The sequence below is a fragment of the Rhizobium redzepovicii genome, assembly GCF_019793435.1.
GTDB classification, from domain to species: domain Bacteria; phylum Pseudomonadota; class Alphaproteobacteria; order Rhizobiales; family Rhizobiaceae; genus Rhizobium; species Rhizobium redzepovicii.
Genome location: NZ_JAILYH010000004.1, coordinates 1 through 22,152 on the forward strand (window position 1 = coordinate 1; position 22,152 = coordinate 22,152).

Annotated in this window: 25 protein-coding genes; 17 read left to right on the top strand and 8 right to left on the bottom strand. The window is 61.2% G+C overall.

Annotated features, from left to right (window positions below; all coding sequences use genetic code 11):
* From K6N12_RS07045 to K6N12_RS07065, 5 genes are all read left to right on the top strand, one after another.
* On the top strand, positions 1 to 449 hold a 449-nt coding region (locus K6N12_RS07045), incomplete at its 5' end, for an ATP-binding cassette domain-containing protein (protein WP_485064269.1).
* A gap of 15 nt (positions 450 to 464) precedes the next feature.
* Complete coding sequence (locus tag K6N12_RS07050) at positions 465 to 2,012, top strand: GMC oxidoreductase (RefSeq protein ID WP_097625155.1); 1,548 nt, start codon at positions 465 to 467, stop codon at positions 2,010 to 2,012.
* A 1-nt stretch (position 2,013) separates the two neighbouring features.
* Complete coding sequence (locus tag K6N12_RS07055; RefSeq protein WP_131711841.1) at positions 2,014 to 3,669, top strand: GMC family oxidoreductase; 1,656 nt, start codon at positions 2,014 to 2,016, stop codon at positions 3,667 to 3,669.
* An 11-nt stretch (positions 3,670 to 3,680) separates the two neighbouring features.
* Complete coding sequence (locus K6N12_RS07060) at positions 3,681 to 4,850, top strand: Gfo/Idh/MocA family protein (protein WP_097625157.1); 1,170 nt, start codon at positions 3,681 to 3,683, stop codon at positions 4,848 to 4,850.
* Between the two features lie 6 nt (positions 4,851 to 4,856).
* Entirely contained in the window at positions 4,857 to 6,941 is a 2,085-nt protein-coding gene (locus tag K6N12_RS07065) for an FAD-dependent oxidoreductase (protein WP_097625448.1), read from the top strand.
* Between the two features lie 14 nt (positions 6,942 to 6,955).
* Here K6N12_RS07065 and xth read toward each other — a convergent pair whose 3' ends face one another.
* Together xth and K6N12_RS07075 are read right to left on the bottom strand one after the other, a co-directional pair.
* On the bottom strand, positions 6,956 to 7,747 hold the full coding sequence (gene xth / locus K6N12_RS07070) for an exodeoxyribonuclease III (RefSeq protein ID WP_097625158.1): 792 nt from the start codon (positions 7,745 to 7,747) through the stop codon (positions 6,956 to 6,958).
* 9 nt (positions 7,748 to 7,756) lie between these two features.
* Positions 7,757 to 8,254, bottom strand: coding sequence for a hypothetical protein (locus tag K6N12_RS07075; protein WP_097625159.1), 498 nt, complete (start codon positions 8,252 to 8,254; stop codon positions 7,757 to 7,759).
* Positions 8,255 to 8,562: 308 nt separating this feature from the next.
* Between K6N12_RS07075 and K6N12_RS07080 the strand changes: the two genes are divergently transcribed.
* Positions 8,563 to 9,066 carry a hypothetical protein gene (locus K6N12_RS07080; protein WP_097625160.1) on the top strand — a complete coding sequence of 168 codons (504 nt, stop codon included), beginning with the start codon at positions 8,563 to 8,565 and terminating at the stop codon, positions 9,064 to 9,066.
* Between the two features lie 31 nt (positions 9,067 to 9,097).
* Here K6N12_RS07080 and K6N12_RS07085 read toward each other — a convergent pair whose 3' ends face one another.
* From K6N12_RS07085 to K6N12_RS07095, 3 genes are all read right to left on the bottom strand, one after another.
* Complete coding sequence (locus K6N12_RS07085; protein ID WP_097625161.1) at positions 9,098 to 9,721, bottom strand: response regulator; 624 nt, start codon at positions 9,719 to 9,721, stop codon at positions 9,098 to 9,100.
* A gap of 2 nt (positions 9,722 to 9,723) precedes the next feature.
* Positions 9,724 to 11,112 carry a sensor histidine kinase gene (locus K6N12_RS07090; RefSeq protein ID WP_097625162.1) on the bottom strand — a complete coding sequence of 463 codons (1,389 nt, stop codon included), beginning with the start codon at positions 11,110 to 11,112 and terminating at the stop codon, positions 9,724 to 9,726.
* A gap of 63 nt (positions 11,113 to 11,175) precedes the next feature.
* Positions 11,176 to 11,352: a hypothetical protein gene (locus tag K6N12_RS07095; protein ID WP_165503984.1), complete on the bottom strand. Its 177-nt coding sequence runs from the start codon at positions 11,350 to 11,352 to the stop codon at positions 11,176 to 11,178.
* 162 nt (positions 11,353 to 11,514) lie between these two features.
* Here K6N12_RS07095 and K6N12_RS07100 point away from each other — a divergent pair, with 162 nt between their 5' ends.
* A complete protein-coding gene (locus K6N12_RS07100; RefSeq protein ID WP_097625163.1) occupies positions 11,515 to 12,366 on the top strand; it encodes a class I SAM-dependent methyltransferase in 852 nt (283 codons plus the stop codon).
* 62 nt (positions 12,367 to 12,428) lie between these two features.
* Here K6N12_RS07100 and K6N12_RS07105 read toward each other — a convergent pair whose 3' ends face one another.
* Positions 12,429 to 12,710: a hypothetical protein gene (locus tag K6N12_RS07105; protein WP_097625164.1), complete on the bottom strand. Its 282-nt coding sequence runs from the start codon at positions 12,708 to 12,710 to the stop codon at positions 12,429 to 12,431.
* Positions 12,711 to 12,909: 199 nt separating this feature from the next.
* Between K6N12_RS07105 and K6N12_RS07110 the strand changes: the two genes are divergently transcribed.
* From K6N12_RS07110 to K6N12_RS07140, 7 genes are all read left to right on the top strand, one after another.
* Entirely contained in the window at positions 12,910 to 13,308 is a 399-nt protein-coding gene (locus K6N12_RS07110; RefSeq protein ID WP_097625449.1) for a DUF1236 domain-containing protein, read from the top strand.
* 110 nt (positions 13,309 to 13,418) lie between these two features.
* Positions 13,419 to 14,240: a DUF1236 domain-containing protein gene (locus tag K6N12_RS07115; protein WP_097625165.1), complete on the top strand. Its 822-nt coding sequence runs from the start codon at positions 13,419 to 13,421 to the stop codon at positions 14,238 to 14,240.
* 46 nt (positions 14,241 to 14,286) lie between these two features.
* Complete coding sequence (locus tag K6N12_RS07120; RefSeq protein WP_165503983.1) at positions 14,287 to 14,454, top strand: hypothetical protein; 168 nt, start codon at positions 14,287 to 14,289, stop codon at positions 14,452 to 14,454.
* A complete protein-coding gene (locus tag K6N12_RS07125; protein WP_097625166.1) occupies positions 14,451 to 15,032 on the top strand; it encodes a BA14K family protein in 582 nt (193 codons plus the stop codon). The genes K6N12_RS07120 and K6N12_RS07125 overlap by 4 nt, the downstream gene beginning before the upstream one ends.
* A 92-nt stretch (positions 15,033 to 15,124) precedes the next feature.
* Positions 15,125 to 15,439: a hypothetical protein gene (locus K6N12_RS07130; RefSeq protein ID WP_097625167.1), complete on the top strand. Its 315-nt coding sequence runs from the start codon at positions 15,125 to 15,127 to the stop codon at positions 15,437 to 15,439.
* Positions 15,440 to 15,547: 108 nt separating this feature from the next.
* The gene (locus K6N12_RS07135) at positions 15,548 to 16,432 is read left to right on the top strand and encodes a hypothetical protein (RefSeq protein WP_097625168.1); all 885 of its coding nucleotides are present in this window, start codon (positions 15,548 to 15,550) and stop codon (positions 16,430 to 16,432) included.
* Between the two features lie 77 nt (positions 16,433 to 16,509).
* Entirely contained in the window at positions 16,510 to 17,517 is a 1,008-nt protein-coding gene (locus K6N12_RS07140) for a L,D-transpeptidase family protein (protein ID WP_179867098.1), read from the top strand.
* A 48-nt stretch (positions 17,518 to 17,565) separates the two neighbouring features.
* On the opposite strand, the gene K6N12_RS07145 is transcribed toward K6N12_RS07140, so the two are convergent.
* Positions 17,566 to 18,357 (bottom strand): phenylalanine 4-monooxygenase, encoded by a 792-nt coding sequence (locus K6N12_RS07145; protein ID WP_222148789.1) that lies wholly within the window; start codon positions 18,355 to 18,357, stop codon positions 17,566 to 17,568.
* A 124-nt stretch (positions 18,358 to 18,481) separates the two neighbouring features.
* On the opposite strand from K6N12_RS07145, the gene K6N12_RS07150 reads away from it, so the two are divergent.
* Positions 18,482 to 18,943, top strand: a complete 462-nt coding sequence (locus K6N12_RS07150; protein WP_097625171.1) for an Lrp/AsnC family transcriptional regulator — start codon at positions 18,482 to 18,484, stop codon at positions 18,941 to 18,943.
* A gap of 35 nt (positions 18,944 to 18,978) precedes the next feature.
* Here K6N12_RS07150 and K6N12_RS07155 read toward each other — a convergent pair whose 3' ends face one another.
* Positions 18,979 to 19,479 carry an Lrp/AsnC family transcriptional regulator gene (locus K6N12_RS07155; protein WP_097625172.1) on the bottom strand — a complete coding sequence of 167 codons (501 nt, stop codon included), beginning with the start codon at positions 19,477 to 19,479 and terminating at the stop codon, positions 18,979 to 18,981.
* Between the two features lie 129 nt (positions 19,480 to 19,608).
* On the opposite strand from K6N12_RS07155, the gene hppD reads away from it, so the two are divergent.
* Positions 19,609 to 20,718, top strand: coding sequence for a 4-hydroxyphenylpyruvate dioxygenase (hppD, locus tag K6N12_RS07160; RefSeq protein WP_097625173.1), 1,110 nt, complete (start codon positions 19,609 to 19,611; stop codon positions 20,716 to 20,718).
* A 59-nt stretch (positions 20,719 to 20,777) separates the two neighbouring features.
* Positions 20,778 to 22,139: a homogentisate 1,2-dioxygenase gene (gene hmgA / locus K6N12_RS07165; protein ID WP_097625174.1), complete on the top strand. Its 1,362-nt coding sequence runs from the start codon at positions 20,778 to 20,780 to the stop codon at positions 22,137 to 22,139.
* Positions 22,140 to 22,152: the final 13 nt, after the last annotated feature.

Below are 22,152 nucleotides of genomic sequence, written 5' to 3' on the forward strand. Positions count from 1 at the left end.
ACAGCCCGGCCAATCTCTTCGTCGCCGACTTCATGGGATCGCCGGCGATGAACCTGCTGACCGCCACCGTCGAGAACGGCGCCGGCGGCCTTGCCGTCGCACTGGAGCGGCCGAATGGCGCGCCGCTAAGACTGCCAGTTGTTTCCGGCAATCACGGCCTGTCTTCCTATGCCGGCCGCCAAGTGATCTTCGGCATCCGCCCCGAGGCGCTGACCGATCCCGACGGCGCCGACCGCAAGGCGCGCTCGCTGACCGAGGACGATTGCCTGATCGAGGTCGTCGAGCCGGCCGGCTCCGACACCTTTGCCGTCACCAAGCTCGGCGGCAAATCCGTCGTCGCCCGCCTGCGCGCCGATGCCGGCATCGCGCCCGGACAAAACACCCGCCTTGCCTTCAATCTCGACAAGGCCGTGTTCTTCGATCCCGACAGCCAGATGCGGATCGCCTGATGGTCAGAGGCTAAGATGAGCAGTTCACCAGACATCGTCATCATCGGCTCAGGCGTCGGCGGCGCCACTGTCGCCGCCGGCCTGGCCGCGACCGGCGCTGACATATTGATCCTCGAAGCCGGCGATCAGATCGCCGATCTTCCGGTCAATCGCGACCAGCGCGCTATCTTCCAGCGAGGTCATTTCCGCCCTAGGGAAATCTGGTACGAGGCGAGCGGCAAGGGTTTCAACCCCGGCAACTACTACAATGTCGGCGGCAATTCGAAATTCTACGGCGCCGTCTTGTCGCGCTACCGCAAAGAAGACTTCGGTGTGATCGAGCACCGGGAAGGCGTGTCGCCGGCCTGGCCCTTTCCTTATGAGGAGTTGGAGCCCTGGTACTCCAAGGCGGAGCGGATGTATCAGGTCCGCGGCAGTCTCGGCGACGATCCAACCGAACCGTATCACTCGACTGCCTACGAATTCCCGCCCGTGCCCGACGAGGCGCCGGTCGCCGATGTCAGGGCCCGCCTCAAGGCGAAAGGCCTGCATCCGTCTTCCCTGCCGCTCGGGTTGGATCTCGACGCGTGGCTGTCCAAGGCGCGCACGCCATGGGATGCCCATCCGAATGCAAGAGACGGCAAGATGGACGCCGAAACCGCCGCACTTGCGGTGGCGTTGAGACATAAGAACGTCCGGCTCGAAACCAATGCGCGCGTGGCGCGGCTCGACACCGGATCAGGCCGCCGGATCGACCTGGTCACCTATATCAAGGACGGTGAGACGCTGACTGTCTCGCCTGACATCGTGATCCTTTCGGCCGGGGCGGTCCAATCGTCGGCGCTGTTGCTGCGGTCGAAGAACGATCGCTTCCCCAGGGGCCTCGCCAACTCTTCCGATCAGGTGGGGCGCAACTTCATGAACCACAACGCCTCAGCCGTGATCGGCGTTTCGCCACGGTTCAGGAACACCGCCGTCTACCAGAAGACCTTTGCCTTCAACGATTTCTACCTTTCCGACGGAGAGGGGGGACCGCCGCTCGGCAACGTCCAGCTCCTGGGTCGTATCTCCGAAAAGGTTCTGAAGGGCTCTCTGCCGCAGGCTCCGGAATGGCTTCTCCGTTTCATCACCGGCCATGCCATCGACTTCTACGCAATGAGCGAAGACGTGCCCAATCCCGAAAGCCGAGTCATGGTCGATGGCGATCGGATCATTCTTCAATGGCAGAGGACCAACTGGGACGCTCATCTGGCGCTCGTCGCCAAGCTGAAGTCGATCCTGCGGTCGATCGGATTTCCCGTCGTGCTGTCGCGGCCTTTCGACAAGCGCACGCCGTCCCATCAGTGCGGAACGGTTCGGATCGGCAACGACCCTGCGATGGCACCGCTCGATCCCTACTGCCGGTCCTACGATCACGAAAACCTCTTCGTCGTCGACGCCGGCTTTCTGCCCACCTCGGCTGCGGTCAATCCCGCGCTGACCGTCGCCAGCCAAGCGCTGAGAGTTGCAGATCACATCGCATCGAAGGACCTGCAGGCAAATGCAGATCCGCTGGCGCGTTCCGGCTCTCAAATAGGACAGTAAGATGGGATTCGATTATATCATCACCGGTGCCGGTCCTGCAGGCTGCGTCCTGGCAAGCCGGCTCAGCGAAGACCCGGATGTCAAAGTACTGCTTCTCGAAGCGGGCGGCGGCGACTGGAATCCGCTTTTCCACATGCCGGCCGGCTTTGCCAAAATGACCAAGGGCGTGGCCAGCTGGGGATGGGAAACCGTCCCCCAGAAGCACATGAAGGGCAGGGTGCTCCGTTACACCCAGGCGAAGGTCATCGGCGGCGGCTCGTCGATCAACGCCCAGCTCTATACGCGCGGAAACGCGGCCGACTACGATCTCTGGGCCAGCGAAGACGGCTGTGAGGGCTGGGACTATCGCTCGATCCTGCCCTATTTCAAACGCGCCGAGGACAATCAGCGCTTCGCCGACGACTATCACGCCTATGGCGGCCCGCTGGGTGTCTCGATGCCGGCAGCATCCCTGCCGATCTGCGATGCCTACATCCGGGCAGGGCAGGAGCTCGGCATTCCCTATAATCACGATTTCAATGGCCGCCAGCAGGCGGGCGTTGGATTCTATCAGCTGACGCAGCGCAATCGCCGCCGGTCTTCGGCGTCGCTCGCCTATCTCTCGCCGATCAGGGACCGGAAGAACCTGACGGTCAGAACAGGCGCGCGCGTTACGCGGATCATCGTCGAAGGAGGCCGAGCAACAGGCGTCGAGATCACAACCGCCGGTGGCTTGGAGATCGTGCGCGCCGAACGCGAGGTCCTGGTGTCGTCAGGTGCGATCGGATCGCCGAAGCTTCTTCTGCAGTCCGGCATCGGGCCGGCCGATCATCTGAAATCGGCGGGCGTCAAGGTGAACCACGATCTGCCCGGCGTCGGCGGCAATCTGCAGGATCACCTGGATCTTTTCGTCATCGCCGAATGCACCGGCGATCACACCTATGACGGCGTCGCGAAGTTTCACCGCACACTCTGGGCCGGGGTTCAATATGTCCTGTTCCGCACCGGTCCGGTCGCCTCGTCGCTCTTCGAGACCGGCGGCTTCTGGTATGCCGATCCCGATGCCCGCTCTCCCGATATCCAGTTTCATCTCGGCTTGGGATCGGGCATCGAAGCCGGCGTCGAGCGGCTGAAAAATGCGGGCGTGACGCTGAACTCCGCCTACCTGCATCCGCGCTCGCGCGGGACGGTGCGTCTGTCATCCGCCGACCCAGGTGCCGCGCCCTTGATCGATCCCAACTACTGGTCCGATCCGCACGACCGGAAGATGTCGCTGGAGGGGTTGAAGATTGCGCGCGAGATCATGCAGCAGGCGGCGCTGAAGCCCTTTGTCATGGCCGAACGGCTTCCCGGGCCGAAAGTCATGACCGACGAGCAGCTGTTCGACTATGGCTGCGCCAACGCAAAGACCGACCATCATCCCGTGGGCACCTGCAAGATGGGAACGGGGCCGGACGCGGTCGTCGGGCTGGATCTCAAGGTCCACGGCCTTGATGGCCTGAGGGTCTGCGATTCCTCGGTCATGCCCCGCGTGCCGTCCTGCAATACCAACGCGCCAACGATCATGGTCGGCGAAAAGGGATCGGATATTATCAAGGGCTTGCCTGCGCTGCCGTCGGCGATCTTCGCGTATGAGCGCAACGATATCAGGCCTCGAGCCCGCGCAGAAATCCGCTAAGGAGAATGACGATGTCTGAAGTGAGAGTTGCAGTGCTTGGCGCCTCGGGCTGGATGGGTAAGGTCCACACGATGGCCTATCAGACCTTTCCGCATTTCTTCGGCGTCTCGGAGGGAACGGCGCGGATCGTGGCGCTGGTCGACAGCAACCCTGACGTAGCGCAGGATATTGGCAACAGGGCGCCGGGCGCCAGGATCTATCAGGATTGGAAGCTGGCGGTCGCCGATTCCGAGGTCGATCTGATCGATATCTGCCTGCCCGATCACCTGCACTATCAGGTGGCGAAGGCGGCTCTGCTCGCCGGCAAACATGTCTATTGCGAGAAGCCATTGGCCAACAGCGCCGATGAGGCGCGGGAACTTGCCGACATCGCCAGAGAGAAGGGTGTAATCACCCGTGTCGGACACGCCTTTCCCCGCAATCCCGTCCATGACCTGGCAAAAGACATCATAGAATCCGGCGAAATCGGCGAGATCAAGCTGTTCCGCGGCTGCCAGCACGTCGACATGTACGGCGATCCCCTGGCCCCCTTCATGTGGCGCGCCGACGGCAAGCTGGCGCCGACCGGGATCGTTGGAGACACGGGCTCGCATATCTTCAGCTTCATGGATTTCCTGGTCGGCCGCGTCAGTTCGCTGATTGCCGACAATCTGATCGTCACGCCGCGCCGGCCCGTCGTCGAGGGCCTTGCCTATGGCGAGCAGGTGAAACTGACAGGCAACGAATCCTGGGCCGATATCACCAACCCGGACGCGACGAACCTCTTGTGCCGGTTTGCCAACGGCGCCGGCGGCATCGTCGATTTCAGCCGTGTCGCGACCGGGCGCAAATTCATGCAGACCTACGAGGTCTACGGAACCAAAGGCAGCATCGCCTATACCTATGACGAGATAAACCGGCTGCTCTTCTACTCCAACGACGACCGCACGGGGCGGCGTGGCTTCCGGGAGATCGACGTCGGCCCGGAAAATGCCACCTTCCGCGCTTTCCTGCCGCTGCCGAATTTCGGCATCGGCTATAACGAAAGCAAGATCATCGAGGTGGCCGAGGTGATCCGCTCGATCGTTGCAGACAAGCCGATGTGGCCGACCTTCGATACGGGCCACCACATCTGCCAGATCGTCGACGCATGCATGGAGTCCTCCCGGCAGAAGCGCTGGGTCGACATCCCGCTCGGATAAATGCCGATGACCATAGACGTCCCGCAGGAAATTCTCGACGCGCTGACCGATGTCGATATGCCCAGGCTTCCGCTTGAAGCCGGTCCCCCGGCAATGGCTCGGCTCGCCGGTGTCGACGTGCCGATCTATCGAGCCGGCTGTGTCGTCGTTGGATCCGGTGCGGCAGGTCTGCGTGCGGCCGTGGAAATGAAGCGGCGCGGCGATGATGTCGTCATCGTCAGTCAAAGCGCCTGGGGCGGAACCTCGGCCTGCTCCGGTTCGGACAAGCAGACCCTGCACACGGCCAACACGGCGGATCAGGGCGACAATTACAAGGCGATGGCCCGCGCCATCCGCAGCGGCGGTGCCATGGACGAGGACACGGCCTATGTCGAAGCGATCGGCTCGTCGCGGATGATGGCATCGCTGCAGTTCCTGGGCCTGCCGCTGCCGCAGGATCCGCTTGGCGGAACGCTGCGATATCAGACCGACCATGACGAGGTCGGCCGCGCCACCAGCTGCGGCCCGCGCACCTCGCGCCTGATGGTCAAAGTGCTGGCCGAGGAGGCGCTCCGTCTCAATGTGCCCTTCTACAACCAGACCACCGCAGTCAAAATCCTCACCGAGGGTGAGGGAGCGGGCCGCCATGGCGTCGGCATACTCGCCATGCGCGCCGGCGACCGCACGGAAGAAAACCCGCTGGGCATCGCCTTGTTCGTCAGCGACGTGATCGTGCTTGCAGCGGGCGGGCCGGGCGAGCTTTACCGCGACAGCGTCTATCCCAATGGCTGCTTCGGTTCGCTCGGGCTGGCGCTCGAGGCAGGCGTCGAGCTCGTTAACCTGACCGAAAGCCAGTTCGGCATCGGAACGCGCAGAGAAGGCTTCCCGTGGAATCTGTCGGGCACTTACGTCCAGGCAATCCCGCATCTCTACTCGGTCGATGCCGAAGGCGTCGAACATCATTTCCTGGCGCAATATTACCGCAGCACGCAGGAATTGGCGTCGAACGTCTTCCGCAAGGGCTATCAATGGCCGTTTCATGCAACGCGCATGCTCGATTTCGGCTCGAGCTTGGTAGACCTCGCCATCCACTGCGAGACGGCCGCGGGACGGCGTGTCTTCATGGACTTCAACCGCAATCCGCCGCCGGTGCCGGGCGACTTGCCGTTCAGTTTGGAAAGAGTTGACGAAGACGTCCGCCTCTATCTCGGCAAAGCCGGCGCCGGCCAGGACATGCCGATCGATCGACTGAAGCACATGAACCCGCTCGCGATCGAGCTCTACCGCCGCTACAAAATCGACATTGCCGCCGAGCCGCTGGAATTCGCCGTCAACAACCAGCACATGAACGGCGGCATCATGGTCGACACCTGGGGCCGCAGCAATCTTGCAGGCTGTTACGCGGTCGGCGAAGCGGCGGGCACACATGGGGTAACAAGGCCCGGTGGAGCGGCGCTGAATGCGGGGCAAGTCTTCGGCACCCGGGCGGCCGAGCATATCAGCGCAAGCGGAAGAGCGAAGCGGGCCGCCGCGGGTGAGATCTCAGCTATAGCAGAAGCAGGCATCACAAAACTGCTGGCCGCTCTTCGCTCAGAGAGCCCGCTCACCGTCAAATCGATCCGCTCGGAGGTGCAGGCGCGGATGAGCGAGAAGGCCGGCATCATCTGTGATCAGGAGAGCGTCAGCCGGGCCTTGATCGAAGCGCGTAAGCTGAATGCCGACATTCGCGCGGAAGGTATCGCCTACGGCCGCGCCGCCGAGGCGGTCCGGGGCGTGCAATGGCGGCATATGGCGCTCGCCTCGGAAGCGGTGCTCACCGCGCTCGACTTCTTCATCCGCGATGGCGGCGGCAGCCGCGGAGCGCGGGCGGTATGCGATGGCGAGGGCGAATCCCTTCCGCATGCGAAGGCAGGCCCGTTGGAGGAATATCGCTTCCGGAAGGAAAGCGACGCGCATAGGCACGAGCAGATCGTCGTTCGACTCGAGGGCGATGAGGTCAGGCTTTCCAAGCGTGCAAACCGCACTTTGGATGAAAATGCCAAATCCTTCTTCGAGCGAGACTGGCCAGCCTGGCTGACAGGCCGCATCTATGATCTCGGCGCGGATGAATGAGCCGGCATAGCGGCTCAAATGGCTGCAGCGCTGGGAACGTCGAGTTCGATCATGACGGGCGCATGATCGCTGGTATGCTCCCAGCCTCGCGGCTTTCTGCGGACAGTCGCCGATCGAAGCCATGGCGCGACGGCCGGGCTGAGCAGGAAGTGGTCGATCCGTAGCCCCGCGTCGCGTTCAAAGCTGTTGCGCCAGTATTTCCAGAAGGTGTAAATGCGCTCGTCTGGATGCAGATGCCTGACGGCGTCGGTCCAGCCCTGGCCGACGAGATTGGCATAGGCCTTGCGAACCTCCGGCCTGAAAAGCGCGTCGTCGAGCCACCGTTCCGGCTTGTAGACGTCGATCTCCGTCGGCATGACGTTGAAGTCGCCGGCCAGGATCGACGGCACGCCGAGTTCCAGGAGTTCGGCGGCGTAGTCGTGCAGGCGACGGAACCAGCGAAGCTTGTAGTCGAACTTGGCGCCTGGGAAGGGATTGCCGTTCGGCAGATAGAGGCATCCGATCACGGTGCCGCCGATGACGGCTTCGATATAGCGGCTGTGGGTGTCGTCGGGATCGCCGGGAAGACCGCGCCGCGTCAGGATCGGCGTCTTGCCCTTCGCCAATATGGCAACCCCGTTCCAGGATCTCTGCCCGTGCCAGACGGCGCCGTAGCCGGATCGTTCGATCTCTTTTCGCGGAAACCCGGCGTCGTCTGTCTTCAGTTCCTGCAGGCAGACCGCATCAGGCGCATCCTCCTTGAGCCAGCGCAATAGGATGGCCAGCCGTCCATTGATCCCGTTGACGTTATAGGTTGCAATTTTCACGCTAATCGCTCAACGCGTCGCTCCGAAGACGAAGGCAATGCCGGCAACAATCGCGACCGCCGTCAACGGCTGCTGGCGTATCCGATCTTCGACGTCCTGGACAAAGCTTCGCGCTTCCGCCTTTGCCAGACGAGCCGTCCCGGAAGCCACCTCCGAAGCGGTTTCCGCCACGCGGCCGGCTTCTCTCTGAAGCGTGCGCCTTTCGCCGCGATCGAAATCGGAGGCTTCGGCGAAGCCGCCGGTTTCGCCGGTCGAGCGCAGCGCTTGGTCGACGAGCGGATACGCCTCGTCGAGCCTGGTCGGATCGGGCTCCCGCTTTACCCGCTCAGCCGCCTCGATATCGCTGCGGCCGGCAGGGATCGAGGTATGGGTGGCCGACACTGGGTCGGAGGCCGGGAAGGTGCCCTCGATGCCTCTGTCGAGCTCACCCTTTCGAGCCCTTCTTTGCTGCTCTGCCTGCTCTTTTCGCAGGGATTGGACTGCGGGGGATTCGTTCGGGTTTGCCATCACTGTTTCCTCTGTTGCTCTTCGACAATCAAATCGGTGACGAGGAAAGAAGTTCCAGAAAAATGCATTCGCCTGATGCGGCCATGTATTGACGAGGAGGCGAATATCGCCGATGGCGCGCTGGGCAATCCAGCACCAGCGACAGTCGTTCGGACTTTTCCTCGCTGATAGCCCCGGCAATCCGGCGGGCGGGACCAAAGTCCGGCCCGATCTAGTACCTAGGTCCGGTTGCATTTATCCGCCGGAACGGCGAAAATTGGCCAGCGTCTATATTGCGTAAGACGGCGAAGAGCGGACGAGGCTATGGTATGACGTTCTCGAAACGTGATTTTCTGAGATTGGGCGGCAGCGCGGCCATTGCTCTCGTCGCAGCCGCATCGCCGGCCACATTCAACCTTGACGGCTTCCTTCCTGTTCTGGCGGTAGAAAGCGCCCGGGCAAAGGACGGCAATAACGGGAATGGCAATGGAAACGGCAACGGCGGAGGAAACGGCGGCGGCAACGGCAACGGCGGAGGCAACGGTAGCGGCAACAGTGGCAGCAACGGCAATAGCGGTTCGGGCAATAGTGCCGGTGGAAGCTCCAGCAATGGTGCCGGATCCTCTGCCTCTTCCTCCGCGAGCGCCTCGCAGGAATCGGGGGCAACAGCGACCGAAGCGTCCGATGGCTCAATCGACGTCCGCCACGCGAACGGCATTACTGAAACCCTGAGGCGTGGCCGCTACGTGATGAAGGACGGAAAGGGCAGGACGATCATAAGCCGGCAAGCGACCGCAAACGATGCCCGGCGGCTCGGCCGCTACGTTCGCTAAAAAGCCCAAAGCGGGGATGCGGACATCTGGTCTAGCGCTGCTGGCGCCATTGTAGAGCCGCTTCAGTCCTGTTCGAAACGCCGAGCTTGCTCAGAATCTGTGTCATATGATGCTTCACCGTCTTTTCCTGCAGGCTGAGACGCAGGCCGATATGCTTGTTTGACAAGCCTTGAGCGACGAGATCCATCACCTCGCGTTCCCGTGGCGTCAGACCGTTCTTCTCGGTCGCGCTGCCATTCAGCGAATTCTCCATGACCTTTGTCGACATCGTCGGCGAGATATATCGTGATCCGCTCAGGACAGTCTGGATGGCTTCAGCGAGACCACGCGAACCGACACCTTTGAGAACATAGCCCATTGCGCCCCGTTGCAGGGCTGCCATCAGCGTGTCCACCTCTTCGGATACCGTCAACATCAGCACTTTCGTTGCCGGACTCCGCGTCAGCACATCGCTGATCGCCGACAGCCCGCCGCCGGGCATCGAGACATCGAGGAGCATGATGTCGGGATGGTTGTTCGCAGCGATCATCGCAGCGTCATCGCTGCTGGCGCCTTCCCCAACGACGGCAAAGTCGCTGATCTCGGATAGGCTCCGGGTTACGCCCTCGCGAAAAAGCGGATGGTCGTCCACGACGCCGATCGTGATGGATGTCATGTCTAATCTCCCACTTCCATAGGCTCGAAGGTCATGGTGACCGTCGTCCCTCCTTCGCCCGTCTTGACGTCGAAGGATCCTCCCAGGCTGTCGATCCGTTCGCGCAGCCCCACCAGGCCGAGGCTCGTCGGCCTCACCTCCATCGGGTCGAACCCATCGCCGCGGTCGCTGACCTCGACATGAACATGTCCATTGTGCGAGGCGGCGCTTACAGTCTGCTGAATACCGCCGCCGTGGCGATAGGCATTGTTCAAGGCTTCCTGAACGAAGCGATAGATACAGATCTTTACGGCAGGTGCGGGTTCGGGTCCATCGTCGTCGATAATTGTTTCGACACGAGTCTCGGTCTTGTGCTGATGCGCTTCGACCACCCGGGTGACGATCTCGCTGATCGAGGATTTTTCGATCTGCGGGAGCACCAGCCCGCTGCAGATATTACGAATCTCGGTCATCGCCTCGGCAAGGCTCGAACGTATCCATGCGAGCTCCTTTTCCCGCGCTTCGGGCGGTGTCGAGGCATTGATCAACATATCGCTGTCCAGCCGCAGTGAGGCATAGGCAATGTGCTGGGCCGGGCCGTCGTGCAGATCGGCGCCGATGCTGCGCAGATATGTTTCGTTCAGCGCCGCCACGCGCTGGGAGGCGCGCTGCAGCCGCCGCTGCAGCCCACGGTTTTCCGCCAGCAGCGCAGACAGGTCGTTGACCCGTTCCTTGAGATCTTTCCTTTGCGCTTCGATCGTGCGGCTGACCCGAAACACCAGGACGGCGAGAACCAGGAAAAAGATTGCTGTCAGAGCGGCGACGGCGGCCCAGCTCCGAAGCCTGGCATTTGCCAGACTGTCGCCCAGTCCTTCCGCGGTCTCGTAGAATTCGATGACGGCGACGGCCTGTCCGGACCATGGCTGGAGCACAGGGTTGTAAATTTCCATCAGCGGCTTGCCGAGTGCGCGCTCTTTCTCGCTTTCCGGATCGTCGGCGATTTCGTAGCGCGCAACGAGAGACCCTGCGAAGGCATTTCGGAGCTTGTCGTTGACCGCAAAGGTCTTGCCGACCAGTTCCTTTTCGTTCGAGTAGAGGATGGTGCCGTCGCTTCGCCACAGCTTGAACGAAACAAGCCGCCTGCCGAGCGCGCCCTGACCAAGTGTTTCGTCCAGAGCCTGCGCGCTGCCTTCATCCAGAAATGATGCCGTTTGCATGTCTGGAAGCAGCGGCGCGACTACGCTGTCGACATAGAGGGCCGTTGCCGCACCGGAATTGTGGATGACCGCCTCCTCGATGAGATGGGTAACGAGAATGCCCACCAGGAACATGGCGGCAATCGAGATCAACCCACCTGCGATGAAGAACTGGGAGGCGAGTGAGCGGGCATTCCAGCGGCGAAGCCAATTCATTGTGATACCGGTAAGAGACTTGCCGACTAACCTATCGCTTCCTCGAAATTTTTCCAGACGGCGTCAGGGGACATCCCTGGTATCGAAGATTTCGGCACCTCTTATACTTTTCGTCAGCTGGAGCGTATCGCCGGACATGGCTGCACCGAAAACGTAGAGAAGAGCCGCCATGACGACGACAAGGGCGACGACGCACACGTTGCAGGCGTCATTGACGCGGGATCTGTTAGTCTGAGCCATTTCAGGATCTCCTTCACCCCTTCGAAACGGCGCGGTCCTGTCCGCGTTCCACCCCCGGGACTTCGGTCTGACAGGCCTCGGACCTAGGTCCGGCCCCCGTGGACGTCACCAGATTCAGTCATATTTCAGCACTGAAAGGTTCGGGGTTCTGGAGATTTGCGAGTGACAATTTCTGCTGACATCGAGAACGGCGCTGCCGCCGCATTTGCCACTTCTGCCCCACCATTCGATGAAGGTATGGCCGAGCTATATCAGACCCTCCTGGTGCCCATCCTCTTCGAGCCCTATGCGGCGGAGATGGCGATCGCCGCCGACCAGTCGAAACCTGGAAGCGTTCTCGAACTCGCTGCGGGGACGGGCGCCTTGACGCGCGCTCTGCGCGCAACGCTTGATCCGCCCACGGAAATCGTTGCCACCGACCTCAGCCAGGCGATGATCGATATCGGCGCGCCAACGGTGACGATGTCGCGGACCCACTGGATGCACGCCGATGCGCAAAATCTTCCCTTCGCGCCTGAGATGTTCGATCTGGTCATCTGCCAGTTCGGCGCAATGTTCTTTCCCGACAAGGTGAAGGCCTATAGCGAGGCTGAAAGAGTGTTGCGCAGCAAAGGCCGCTTTCTGTTTTCGACGTGGGATTCACTTTCGGCCAATGACTTCGCGAGCTGTGTCGACGAATGTCTGGCAGGTCTCTTCCCATCCGACCCTCCGGATTTTCTCCGGCGCTTGCCGTACTCCTACTTCGACCCCGGCGCCATCAAGGCGCAGATGTCGTCGGCAGGATTTAAGGCAGTGACCTGCAACCGGCTCGAATTGACCTCCGTCGCGGCCAGCGCCCAGGACGTCGCAGCCGCATTCTGCCAGGGCACGCTTCTGCGGGGCGAGATCGAATGGCGGGCGCCGGAACGCATGTCCGAGATCGTCGATGAGGTGGCCGAGCGCGTGGAAGCGCGTCACGGAGCTCGTCCTAGCGGCGGCATGAGCGCCTTGGTCGTCGCCGGCAGCGTTTCGTAGTTCCCTGGGGGCTGCGCACCAATCACCCTCCACACGCTATGTTCAAAGGCCTATCCGGCACGCTATGACGGCTCGCCGGCCTTCTGTCTGTTCGCAAGGGGAGGTTCGTGTATGGCGCGGATGACATGTTTTTCGATCTCGAAACAGGTCTCGTCGTACTCCCGCACCAGTTTCCAATCGAACCGCCGCTTGCGAATGGCGTCGCGCGCTTCGACGGCCATCTGGTACGCCTCGAAAAGCTGGAGCAGCCGTGGGTCGCGCGTTTCCATGATCGGCTTCCGCATCTCCGGCAGCCGCATCGCCAGGCGTCTGCGTCCCGCCTCCCTGCGGTTGGATCGTGCCATCTCGTTCTTTCTCCTGCTTAGGCCCGGAACGACAACGCCTTTTGATCTGAAAGTAGCGCCCGCAACGAACATTGAAATGCGTTTAGGACCAAAGGCCGGGATCGATCGGACTGAGGTCCGGGGCGTGGAACGACCCCGCTTCCAACTGGTTGGTTTGGCAGCGGTCACCAAGGCCGCTTCAAAACAGAAGGAGGAAAATATGCTCTCCAAGCTTATTGTCGGCGCGGCAACCGCCGCGGCTCTTATGTCAGGCGTTGCATTCGCCCAGTCCTCGACCGTCAATGGCGCGGCCGGCGGTGCGGTCACTGGGGCAATCGTCGGCGGTCCCGTCGGCGCTGCTGTCGGCGGGGTTGCCGGCGCGGTCGTGGGCACCGCGATCGATCCGCCGCCGCAGAAGGTTGTCACCTATGTCCGCGAGGCTCCGGCCCCATCGGCGCGCGTGGTTGTCAAGGAGAAGGTTGTCGTCGGACAACCGCTGCCGGAAACGGTCGTCGTGACGCCCATTCCGGATGATCCGACATATGCCTACGCGGTGGTCAATGATGAACGTGTCATTGTCGAACCGTCATCCCGCAAGGTGATCCAGGTTATCAAGTGACTTGATCCTCTCCGCGGCCCCGTTCCGCGGCTCACTCCCGAAATCATCGTTTAGAACGGCCGCACGGCGCGCAGTAGCGACGTCGTGCGGACAAAATCAGTGAGATTGTTATGAAGACCAGGATACCCGCCGTCCTGATGACGGCACTCTCGATCGGCGTCTCGCCAATCGGCATCATATCCGCCTCGGCGCAGGATGCGCCGATCCTGCCTAAGAAGGGTGCGGCTCAGAACGACCAGTCCAGCGGTGGTGCCGCGCAGCAGCCGGAAGCGGGCGGTGCGGGCACATCGACAAGCCAGGGCACGCGGCAACCTTCAGGCTCCGACGGAAGCTCGTCGGGCGCATCCTCTGGGGCCGCCACCGATGGATCCTCCGGTCAGACGGCAACCGAGCCGGGCGCAAAGATGCAGTCCAGAAGCTCTGACAGCTCGAAGACGCCCAAGTCGAAAGAGTCCTCGACGGAAAGCCAGAAGCCCGCCGGCAGCCAGGACTCCCAGACATCCACCGGCACCTCGATCGGTGGCGAAACCCAAAAATCCGGCGATGCCGCGAAGTCTTCCGGCAGTTCGACCGAGACCCAGTCCAACAGCAAGACGAACGTCGAGAACAACAACACGTCCGTCGACAGCAACACCAAGAACACCGCCAAGACCGAGGCGAACAACACGACCAACGTCAACATCTCGGTCGAGCAGCAGACGGAAATCCGGACTGTCGTGAAGGACGTTCATGTCGAGCCGGTTCGTGAGACGGATTTCACGGTTTCGGTCGGCACGGCCATCCCGAAGAAGATCAGGCTCGAGCCGCTGCCGCCGCGGATCGTGGAAATCGTTCCGCAGTACAAGGCCTATCGTTTCTTCATCCTCGCCGACGGCCGGATCGTCATCGTCGATCCCTCTGCGTTGACGATCGTCTACATCATCTCGGCATAGCAGCCGGCACCCGGCGGCCTTGCGCAGCCGGGATGAGGAGAGGAACATGATCTATTCCGAAGAGAAATCCGCTGGCCTGGCTCTGCCGCTGATCGCCATTCTGCTGGCGATCGCCGGTATCCTCGCCATACTTGTCGTCACCGGCGGCCGACAAGGCAGCACGGCTGGCCGCGTCTGGGTTCCACAGGTTCAACAGCAGGGAACAGGACAATGAACGGCCTCGCATCCGTCGCTTTCGGCATTGTCAGCTCGGTCGGGGCCTGCATAGCCGCCGCATCCGTTGCCTCCCACGTCGTGGCGGATTCCCAACCGCATGCCTTGCAGAACCTCGCCGAGCCCGATCTTTGGACGACAGGGCCGGTGAAAGTCGAGCCCCATCGGCAGCGCTATGAACGGATTGCGCCCGTCTATTCCAGCTATGTCACCGAGGCGCCGGCCGTCATGACGGCAAGGGCGAAGCCGGATCCCACCAGCCCGTCAACCGAACCCCCGCCGCCGCAACCAAAATTTTCGGCCGAGCACCTTGCCTGGTGCGCGCAACGCTACCGCTCCTTCGATCCTGCGACCAACAGCTATCGATCCTATAGCGGTGAGATCCGCGCCTGCTCTTCGCCGCACCAGCTTGATGTCGCAGCGGCCGATGAAAGCGCGAGCCCGCAAGTGAACCCGCAGGCGGCGGCCTGGTGCGCCGCTCGCTACAGGTCGTATCGGCCTGAGGACAATACATATCAGCCGTGGGGCGGGCCGCGGCGCAACTGCGACGCGCCGGTCATCGTGGCGGCGAGCAATTGATCATCGCCATGCCGCGTCAATGTCGGACCTAAGTCCGTGTTTCAAACGCTACGGTTGTGATATCGGTTGCATTGAGGGTCGGAGATCAGGGGATGGCGACGACGCTAATAACGGAAATTCAGAGGGCGCAGGCAAGGCTCCGGTTCCTGAGCAGGACGGACCGAGGCGCCCTTATCGTCCGCATTCTGCGCGAACTGCAGACCCATCGGCGTGAGGTTCTCGGCCATGTACCGGCCGATCGCTGCATCTGGATCGACAGGCTCATTGCCTCCGTTTCCTCGACGATAGCGGAGATCACCGGCATGCCCGACGCCGAATTCAATCGTGTCCTGAACGAATTTGAAAAGCTAATGGCGACACTGCAGGATGGTTCACAAGCGGAAACGCGATTGAAGACAATTCACTGAAGAGGAATTGGCCTCAGTCTTTTCGCGGCCTCGTTTTTCCAAGTGCAAATTTGGTCGCTTCCGGCCGTCCACTGGAAACCGATCCCTTCGTGCAAACGTTCTCTGTCCATGACCGAAACAAAATCCCCGGCAGATCGTGACGAGGTGCCGGCCGGCGGAGATGATCCCAAGTCCGGTGCCGACGTGTCCTTCCCCTACGACAGGATGACCATCGAGCAGTTCCGAAAGCGTTTCCCCCGTGCCCGCTGGAGCGACGCTCGCAAGGCCTGGTTCGTCCCCGGCCGGACGGCGCCCCGCCGCATCGGCCGATGGCTTGCGGAGCTGGAGGCCGAAGCCGACGCCCATGCGGATGCCAAGGGGCGCGACTCTTTTTCCTTCGATCCGATCGACAGCCCATATCTTCAACTCGGCAAGGCAGGTTTTCGAATCCGCACGCCATACTCGAAAACCGTCGTCGACGAACTGCGCGAGGTGCCGTTCTCTCGCTGGGACGGCGATCTCAGAATATGGCACGTTCCTTTCCGATCCTATGAGGACCTCAGGCGCAGATGGCCCGATATCGAGGCGGCGGCTCGCAGAAACGAGCCGGAAGAGAGACGGCGCCGGGCCGAGGAGCGGAAAGGGACGGAATTGGAAAAGCGCAGCAAGCTGCGCTCTGCGGAACGAAAGCGTCATCGCTACCCGCTTCCCGGCAACGACCTGCCGCCGCTGGGAAGACCGGTCGCCATCTCCTACGGCATTGTCATCTTTACTGAGATCACCGGCGAACTGGCCGACCCGGATATCGTCGCGGATTTCTATCCCGGCGTGACCGAGGATCACGTCTGGGGATATTGGCGGGCGCCCACGCTCGAAGAACTCCTCCGCACCTGGCCTGCGAAAACGCCTGCCGTTCAAGGCGCCGAGTGGTGGCTGCCGACGATTGCGGAACTGAGGCCGGCGCGGCGCGCGGCAAGATCGCGGGAAGCCAGGAGGCGTGGGACGCACCTGTGATTTGAAGGAGGACATAAGCGGCTAAGCCTAAAGTCCGAGGATCTTTGCTCGATGGAACAAGTTTCGGCGATGGCCATTTGTCGTCTATGAAAACAGCCCTGTCGATGTCGCTGCTCGCTTTGATCATCTCCGTTGGCGATGGTGTCGCGGCGGAACTCAAACCCGATGCGATCAACGCCGCTTCGATTGCATCAATCAAAACAGAAAAGCGCTCGTCCGAAGATCCGGACCCGGCAATCGTCCGCCTCCAGGTCCTTCTCGACCGGGCAGGCGCATCTCCTGGCGTCATTGACGGGCTCGCCGGCGAGAACGTCAACAAGGCGGTGGCCGGTTTCGAGGCCATGAACAACCTGCCCGTCGATGGCAGGCCGGATCCGAACGTCGTTTCCCGGTTGGAAGAGGATGCCCTGATCCCGATCGTTGAAAGCTATGTCGTCTCGGCGGACGATGCCAAGGGCCTCGTCGATCGGATACCCGAGGATTATGGCGAGAAGGCCAAGATGCAGAGCCTGGGATATACCAGCGTTGCGGAAAAGCTGTCCGAGCGGTTCCACATGGGTATCGATCTCGTCAATGCGCTCAACCCGGCTTCGCAATTTGCGCCTGGCGACACGGTTTGGGTGGTGAATCCCGGTCCCCCGAGGAAAGGCAAGGTCAAGAGGATCGAGGCCGACAGGAAGACGGGCCAGGTGCTCGCCTATGCTGAGGACGGAGCGCTGCTTGCAGTCTATCCCGCGACGATCGGCAGCGAAGACAACCCGGCGCCGTCGGGCAAACACAAGGTCAAGGGCGTCGCGAGAATGCCGGTCTACCGCTATGACCCGAAGCGCAACTTCAAGCAGGGAAAGAACGACAAGGTCCTGACCATTCCGAAAGGGCCGAACGGCCCGGTCGGCACCGTCTGGATCGATCTGACCGAGCCGACCTATGGCATACATGGGACACCTGAGCCAAAGCTGATCGACAAGGTTGGCTCGCATGGCTGCGTGCGGCTGACGAACTGGGACGTTGAAGAACTGGCCGGCATGGTCAAGCCGGGCATCCTGGTCGATTTCGTCGATCGAAGTTCAGCCGCTCCGAAGTGAGAGGGAAGAGATCGCCAAATCCCCGCCCTCGTTTCGCTCCGTCGGCGTTTACGAAGCCTTGGCTTCGAAAGCGGGAGCGAAATCACCGAGCGATTTCGCCTTGAGAATCGTGCCCTCGATATCCTGCTCCACGATCGCCTCCAGATCGGCAAAGCTGTCGATGACGTAGTAGATCGGCTGGAGAATATCGATGCGGTAGGGCGTCCTCAGCACACTCAGCAGATCGAACGGCCGAAACTCGCAGGTCGTGCCTTCGGTTGCCGCTTTCGCTTCGCTTGGCGACGAGACAATGCCTGCGCCGAAGCAGCGGCGGCCCTGCGGCGTGTTGATCAGCCCGAATTCGACGGTGAACCAGAAGATGCGGAACAGGTGCCAGGAATAACCTTTGCCGAGACGGACGGCGGTTTCGCCGAAATGGCGCACGAAATTGGTATAGCTCTGGTTGGTCAGCAGCGGGCAATGGCCGAACACCTCGTGAAAGAGGTCAGGTTCCTCGATATAGTCGATATGCTCGCGGCGGCGCAGGAAGGTTGCCAGCGGGAATTTGCCTTGCGACAGAAGCTCGTAAAAGCGCGAGGGCGGGATGAGCGCCGGCACGCCTTCGACGCCGAAGCCGGTGGTCTCGTTCAGGCGCCTGTTCACATCGAGAAGCTGCGGCACTTTCTCCGGCTTGAGCCCCAGCAATGTGACGCCGTCTAGATATTCGCGGCAGGCAGTATCGGCCAGCATCTTCATCTGGCGCCGGTAGAGTTCGCCCCAGATCGCGTCTTCCTCGGGTGTGTAGTCATAAAGGCCGTCCGGGCCGGGCAATTTAGCGGTGTAGCTGCTTTCCTTGGTCATAGGCTGATCCTCCCGGAACACGACGATATGGTTGCCATTATCCTCCAGCTTCGGCGGATTTTCTTTTCTTTCATCTTGGGTCTTGCAATAATGGTGGCAAATTTTCCCGAGCCTGGGGCTAGAAATGAAAGAAACTGGGAATTTTCGCCGCACCCTTCTGCAGCTCATCCAGGCCGACGGCAGCCTGTCGCTGGCAGATCTTGCTGAGAAGGCCGGCATGTCGCAGAGCTCCGCCTGGCGGAAGATCCAGGAACTTGAAGCCGACGGTGTTATCCGCAAGCGGGTGACGCTGCTCGATCCCGGCAAACTCGATCTCAAGCTCTGCGTGATCGCGCATGTGACGCTGGAAGATCACCATGAAGAGGCAGTCGCCTCTTTCGCTACGGTGGTGCTGGAGCGGCCGGAGATCATGGAGTGTTATGCCTTGTCGGGCGCCTTCGACTATATGCTCAAGATCCGGGCGAGGGACGTGGAAAGCTACGAAGCCTTCATGACGCGCTACCTTATGCGCAACCCGCACGTGCGCACCGTGGTCTCGAGCTTCGTGCTGCGCGAACTGAAATTCTCGACCGAATTGCCGCTCTGACGCCTGCCGCCGGCGGGGCGGGGATGTTTTCAAACTTATCGCATGCTGTCGCCATGCCGGCCGCCCGGCATGTGCACAGGAAAGCCCTCGAATGTCTTCAGCGTGTCGAGCACGATCGAGGTCTTCACGTGCTGGACCGACTCGTGCGGCAAGAGAACGTCGTTGACGAATTTTGAAAGGTCGGCGAGGCCGCGGGCCGCCACCTTCAGGTGGTAGTCCATTTCACCCGTCAAGGCATAGGCTTCGAGAACCTCCGGCAGCCCGTTGATCAACTGCGAAAATCGGCGGGCATTGTCTCTATTGTGGGTCGCAAGCGTCACGGAAATGACCACCAGCATATCCAGGCCCAGCTTCTCCCGATCGAGATAGGCCCGGTAGCTGCGAATATAGCCCTCGGCTTCCAGCCGCGTGCGCCGGCGCGAGCATTGCGACGGTGAAAGCGCGATACGATCCCCCAGTTCGTTATTCGTCAACCTGCCGTCCTTTTGCAGTTCCTCGAGCAGGCGCAAATCCAATTTGTCGAGCTGTTCATCCATTGCAAGAAATCTCCACATTGCTCACGAACCGTGCATAATATCTTCTCTTGATATGAAGAATGCAAGGATTTTGCACGTGTTTTGCGCCACACTTTGCACAGTTAAACTCCATCTCGTCAGGAGGAGAAAATGGGTCCTTTCCCGCATGATGCGCCGCCATCCGAAATCACCGCCGACAACCCGGCCGGCACCGACGGCTTCGAATTCGTTGAGTTCGCGCATCCCGAACCCGAGAAGCTCAGCGAACTTTTCACGCGCATGGGCTATGTAGCCGTTGCCAGGCACAAGACGAAAGACATCACCGTCTGGCGCCAGGGCGACATCAACTATGTCGTCAATGCCGAGCCCGGCAGCCATGCCGCTCACTTTGTCGATAAGCACGGTCCCTGCGCCGCATCGATGGCCTGGCGGGTCGTCGACGCCAAACATGCTTTCGACCATGCCGTGTCGAAAGGCGCCGTTCCCTATGAAGGTGACGACAAGATGCTTGATGTTCCGGCAATTGTCGGCATTGGCGGCTCGCTGCTCTATTTCGTCGAGACCTATGGCGCCAAGGGATCGGCCTACGATGTCGAGTTCGATTGGCTTGGTGAGCGCAATCCGCGTCCTGAGGGGATCGGCTTCTATTATCTCGACCATCTCACGCACAATGTCTTCCGCGGCAATATGGACAAGTGGTGGGATTTCTACCGCGAGCTGTTCAATTTCAAGCAGATCCACTTCTTCGACATTGACGGTCGCATCACCGGTCTGGTCAGCCGCGCCATCACCTCGCCCTGCGGCAAGATTCGCATTCCGCTGAATGAATCGAAGGACGACACCAGCCAGATCGAGGAATATCTGAAGAAGTACCGGGGCGAGGGCATCCAGCACATCGCCGTCGGCACCGAGGATATTTACGGCGCCACCGACCGGCTTGCCGACAACGGCCTGCGCTTCATGCCGGGTCCGCCGGAGACCTATTACGACATGTCCTATGAACGGGTGAACGGCCATAGCGAACCGATCGAGCGCATGAAGAAGCACGGCATCCTGATCGACGGGGAGGGCGTGGTGAATGGCGGCATGACGAAAATCCTGCTGCAGATCTTCTCGAAAACCGTGATCGGCCCGATCTTCTTCGAATTCATCCAGCGCAAGGGCGACGAAGGCTTCGGCGAAGGCAATTTCCGGGCGCTGTTCGAGTCGATCGAGGCCGATCAGATCAAGCGTGGTGTCATCGGGACGGCGGCGGAGTAAACTCTCTCGCACGTCTGAAAAGACGCGCGGCGCAGCGAGAGTGATGGGAGGAGTTGAGCATGGACCAGACATCGATCCAGACGTCCGGCGGTGAAGCCGCGGCGACGGACACACTGAAATATATGCCGGGTTTCGGCAACGACTTCGAAACCGAGTCGCTTCCCGGCGCCTTGCCGCAGGGCCAGAACAGCCCGCAGAAATGCAATTACGGCCTCTATGCCGAGCAGCTTTCCGGCTCGCCGTTCACCGCCCCGCGCGGCACGAACGAGAGGTCCTGGCTTTACCGCATCCGCCCGAGCGTGCGTCACACCCGCCGCTTCTCCAACGCTTCCTATCCGCTCTGGAAGACCGCGCCCTGCCTCGACGAGCATTCGCTCCCTCTCGGCCAGCTTCGCTGGGACCCTATCCCCGCGCCGACCGAAAGACTGAATTTTCTGGAAGGAGTACGGACGATCACGACGGCAGGCGATGCCGTGACCCAGGTCGGCATGTCGGCCCATGCCTATGTCTTCAATGAGGACATGGTCGACGATTACTTCTTCAACGCCGATGGCGAACTGCTGATCGTGCCGCAGCTCGGCGCCCTCAGGGTGTTCACCGAAATGGGCATCATGGATGTGGAGCCGCTGGAAATATGCCTCATCCCCCGCGGCATGATGTTCAAGGTCCTCAGGATCGGCGAGCAGCCGGTCTGGCGCGGTTACATCTGTGAAAACTACGGCGCCAAATTCACGCTGCCGGAACGTGGCCCGATCGGCGCCAACTGCCTGGCGAACCCGCGCGATTTCAAGACGCCTGTCGCCACCTACGAGGACAAGGAGAAGCCTTGCCGCGTGCATGTGAAGTGGTGCGGAAAATTCTATGTCACCGAGATCGGCCATTCGCCGCTCGATGTCGTGGCCTGGCACGGCAATTATGCCCCGTTCAAATACGATCTCAGGACATTTTCTCCGGTCGGCGCCATCCTCTTCGATCATCCCGATCCGTCGATCTTTTCGGTGCTGACCGCGCCGACCGAAGATGCCGGCACGGCGAATGTCGATTTCGTGATCTTTCCGCCGCGCTGGCTGGTGGCCGAGCATACCTTCCGTCCGCCCTGGTATCATCGCAACATCATGAGCGAGTTCATGGGGCTGATCCATGGCCAGTATGACGCCAAGGAGGAGGGCTTCGTGCCCGGCGGCATCAGCCTGCACAATATGATGCTGCCGCACGGGCCGGATGCGCTCGCCTTCGAAAAGGCAGCCAATGCCGAGCTCAAACCGGTGAAGCTCGATCACACCATGGCCTTCATGTTCGAGACCCGATACCCGCAGCAACTGACGAAATACGCCGCCGAGCTGGAAACGCTGCAGGACGATTATCTCGAGTGCTGGGACGGGTTGGAACGCAAGTTCGACGGAACCCCCGGTATCAAGTGATAGCATCGGAATC

Excerpts from the sequence above, each read along its gene's own strand:
- K6N12_RS07050 (WP_097625155.1), top strand. The coding sequence starts at position 465 with ATGAGCAGTTCACCAGACATCGTCATCATCGGCTCAGGCGTCGGCGGC.
- K6N12_RS07120 (WP_165503983.1), top strand. The coding sequence starts at position 14,287 with ATGATCTATTCCGAAGAGAAATCCGCTGGCCTGGCTCTGCCGCTGATC.
- K6N12_RS07155 (WP_097625172.1), bottom strand. The coding sequence starts at position 19,479 with ATGGATGAACAGCTCGACAAATTGGATTTGCGCCTGCTCGAGGAACTG.
- K6N12_RS07125 (WP_097625166.1), top strand. The coding sequence starts at position 14,451 with ATGAACGGCCTCGCATCCGTCGCTTTCGGCATTGTCAGCTCGGTCGGG.
- K6N12_RS07080 (WP_097625160.1), top strand. The coding sequence starts at position 8,563 with ATGACGTTCTCGAAACGTGATTTTCTGAGATTGGGCGGCAGCGCGGCC.
- K6N12_RS07105 (WP_097625164.1), bottom strand. The coding sequence starts at position 12,710 with ATGGCACGATCCAACCGCAGGGAGGCGGGACGCAGACGCCTGGCGATG.
- K6N12_RS07060 (WP_097625157.1), top strand. The coding sequence starts at position 3,681 with ATGTCTGAAGTGAGAGTTGCAGTGCTTGGCGCCTCGGGCTGGATGGGT.
- K6N12_RS07135 (WP_097625168.1), top strand. The coding sequence starts at position 15,548 with ATGACCGAAACAAAATCCCCGGCAGATCGTGACGAGGTGCCGGCCGGC.
- K6N12_RS07115 (WP_097625165.1), top strand. The coding sequence starts at position 13,419 with ATGAAGACCAGGATACCCGCCGTCCTGATGACGGCACTCTCGATCGGC.
- K6N12_RS07130 (WP_097625167.1), top strand. The coding sequence starts at position 15,125 with ATGGCGACGACGCTAATAACGGAAATTCAGAGGGCGCAGGCAAGGCTC.
- K6N12_RS07095 (WP_165503984.1), bottom strand. The coding sequence starts at position 11,352 with ATGGCTCAGACTAACAGATCCCGCGTCAATGACGCCTGCAACGTGTGC.
- K6N12_RS07065 (WP_097625448.1), top strand. The coding sequence starts at position 4,857 with ATGACCATAGACGTCCCGCAGGAAATTCTCGACGCGCTGACCGATGTC.
- hppD (WP_097625173.1), top strand. The coding sequence starts at position 19,609 with ATGGGTCCTTTCCCGCATGATGCGCCGCCATCCGAAATCACCGCCGAC.
- K6N12_RS07145 (WP_222148789.1), bottom strand. The coding sequence starts at position 18,357 with ATGACCAAGGAAAGCAGCTACACCGCTAAATTGCCCGGCCCGGACGGC.
- K6N12_RS07090 (WP_097625162.1), bottom strand. The coding sequence starts at position 11,112 with ATGAATTGGCTTCGCCGCTGGAATGCCCGCTCACTCGCCTCCCAGTTC.
- K6N12_RS07150 (WP_097625171.1), top strand. The coding sequence starts at position 18,482 with ATGAAAGAAACTGGGAATTTTCGCCGCACCCTTCTGCAGCTCATCCAG.
- K6N12_RS07075 (WP_097625159.1), bottom strand. The coding sequence starts at position 8,254 with ATGGCAAACCCGAACGAATCCCCCGCAGTCCAATCCCTGCGAAAAGAG.
- K6N12_RS07085 (WP_097625161.1), bottom strand. The coding sequence starts at position 9,721 with ATGACATCCATCACGATCGGCGTCGTGGACGACCATCCGCTTTTTCGC.
- hmgA (WP_097625174.1), top strand. The coding sequence starts at position 20,778 with ATGGACCAGACATCGATCCAGACGTCCGGCGGTGAAGCCGCGGCGACG.
- K6N12_RS07055 (WP_131711841.1), top strand. The coding sequence starts at position 2,014 with ATGGGATTCGATTATATCATCACCGGTGCCGGTCCTGCAGGCTGCGTC.
- K6N12_RS07110 (WP_097625449.1), top strand. The coding sequence starts at position 12,910 with ATGCTCTCCAAGCTTATTGTCGGCGCGGCAACCGCCGCGGCTCTTATG.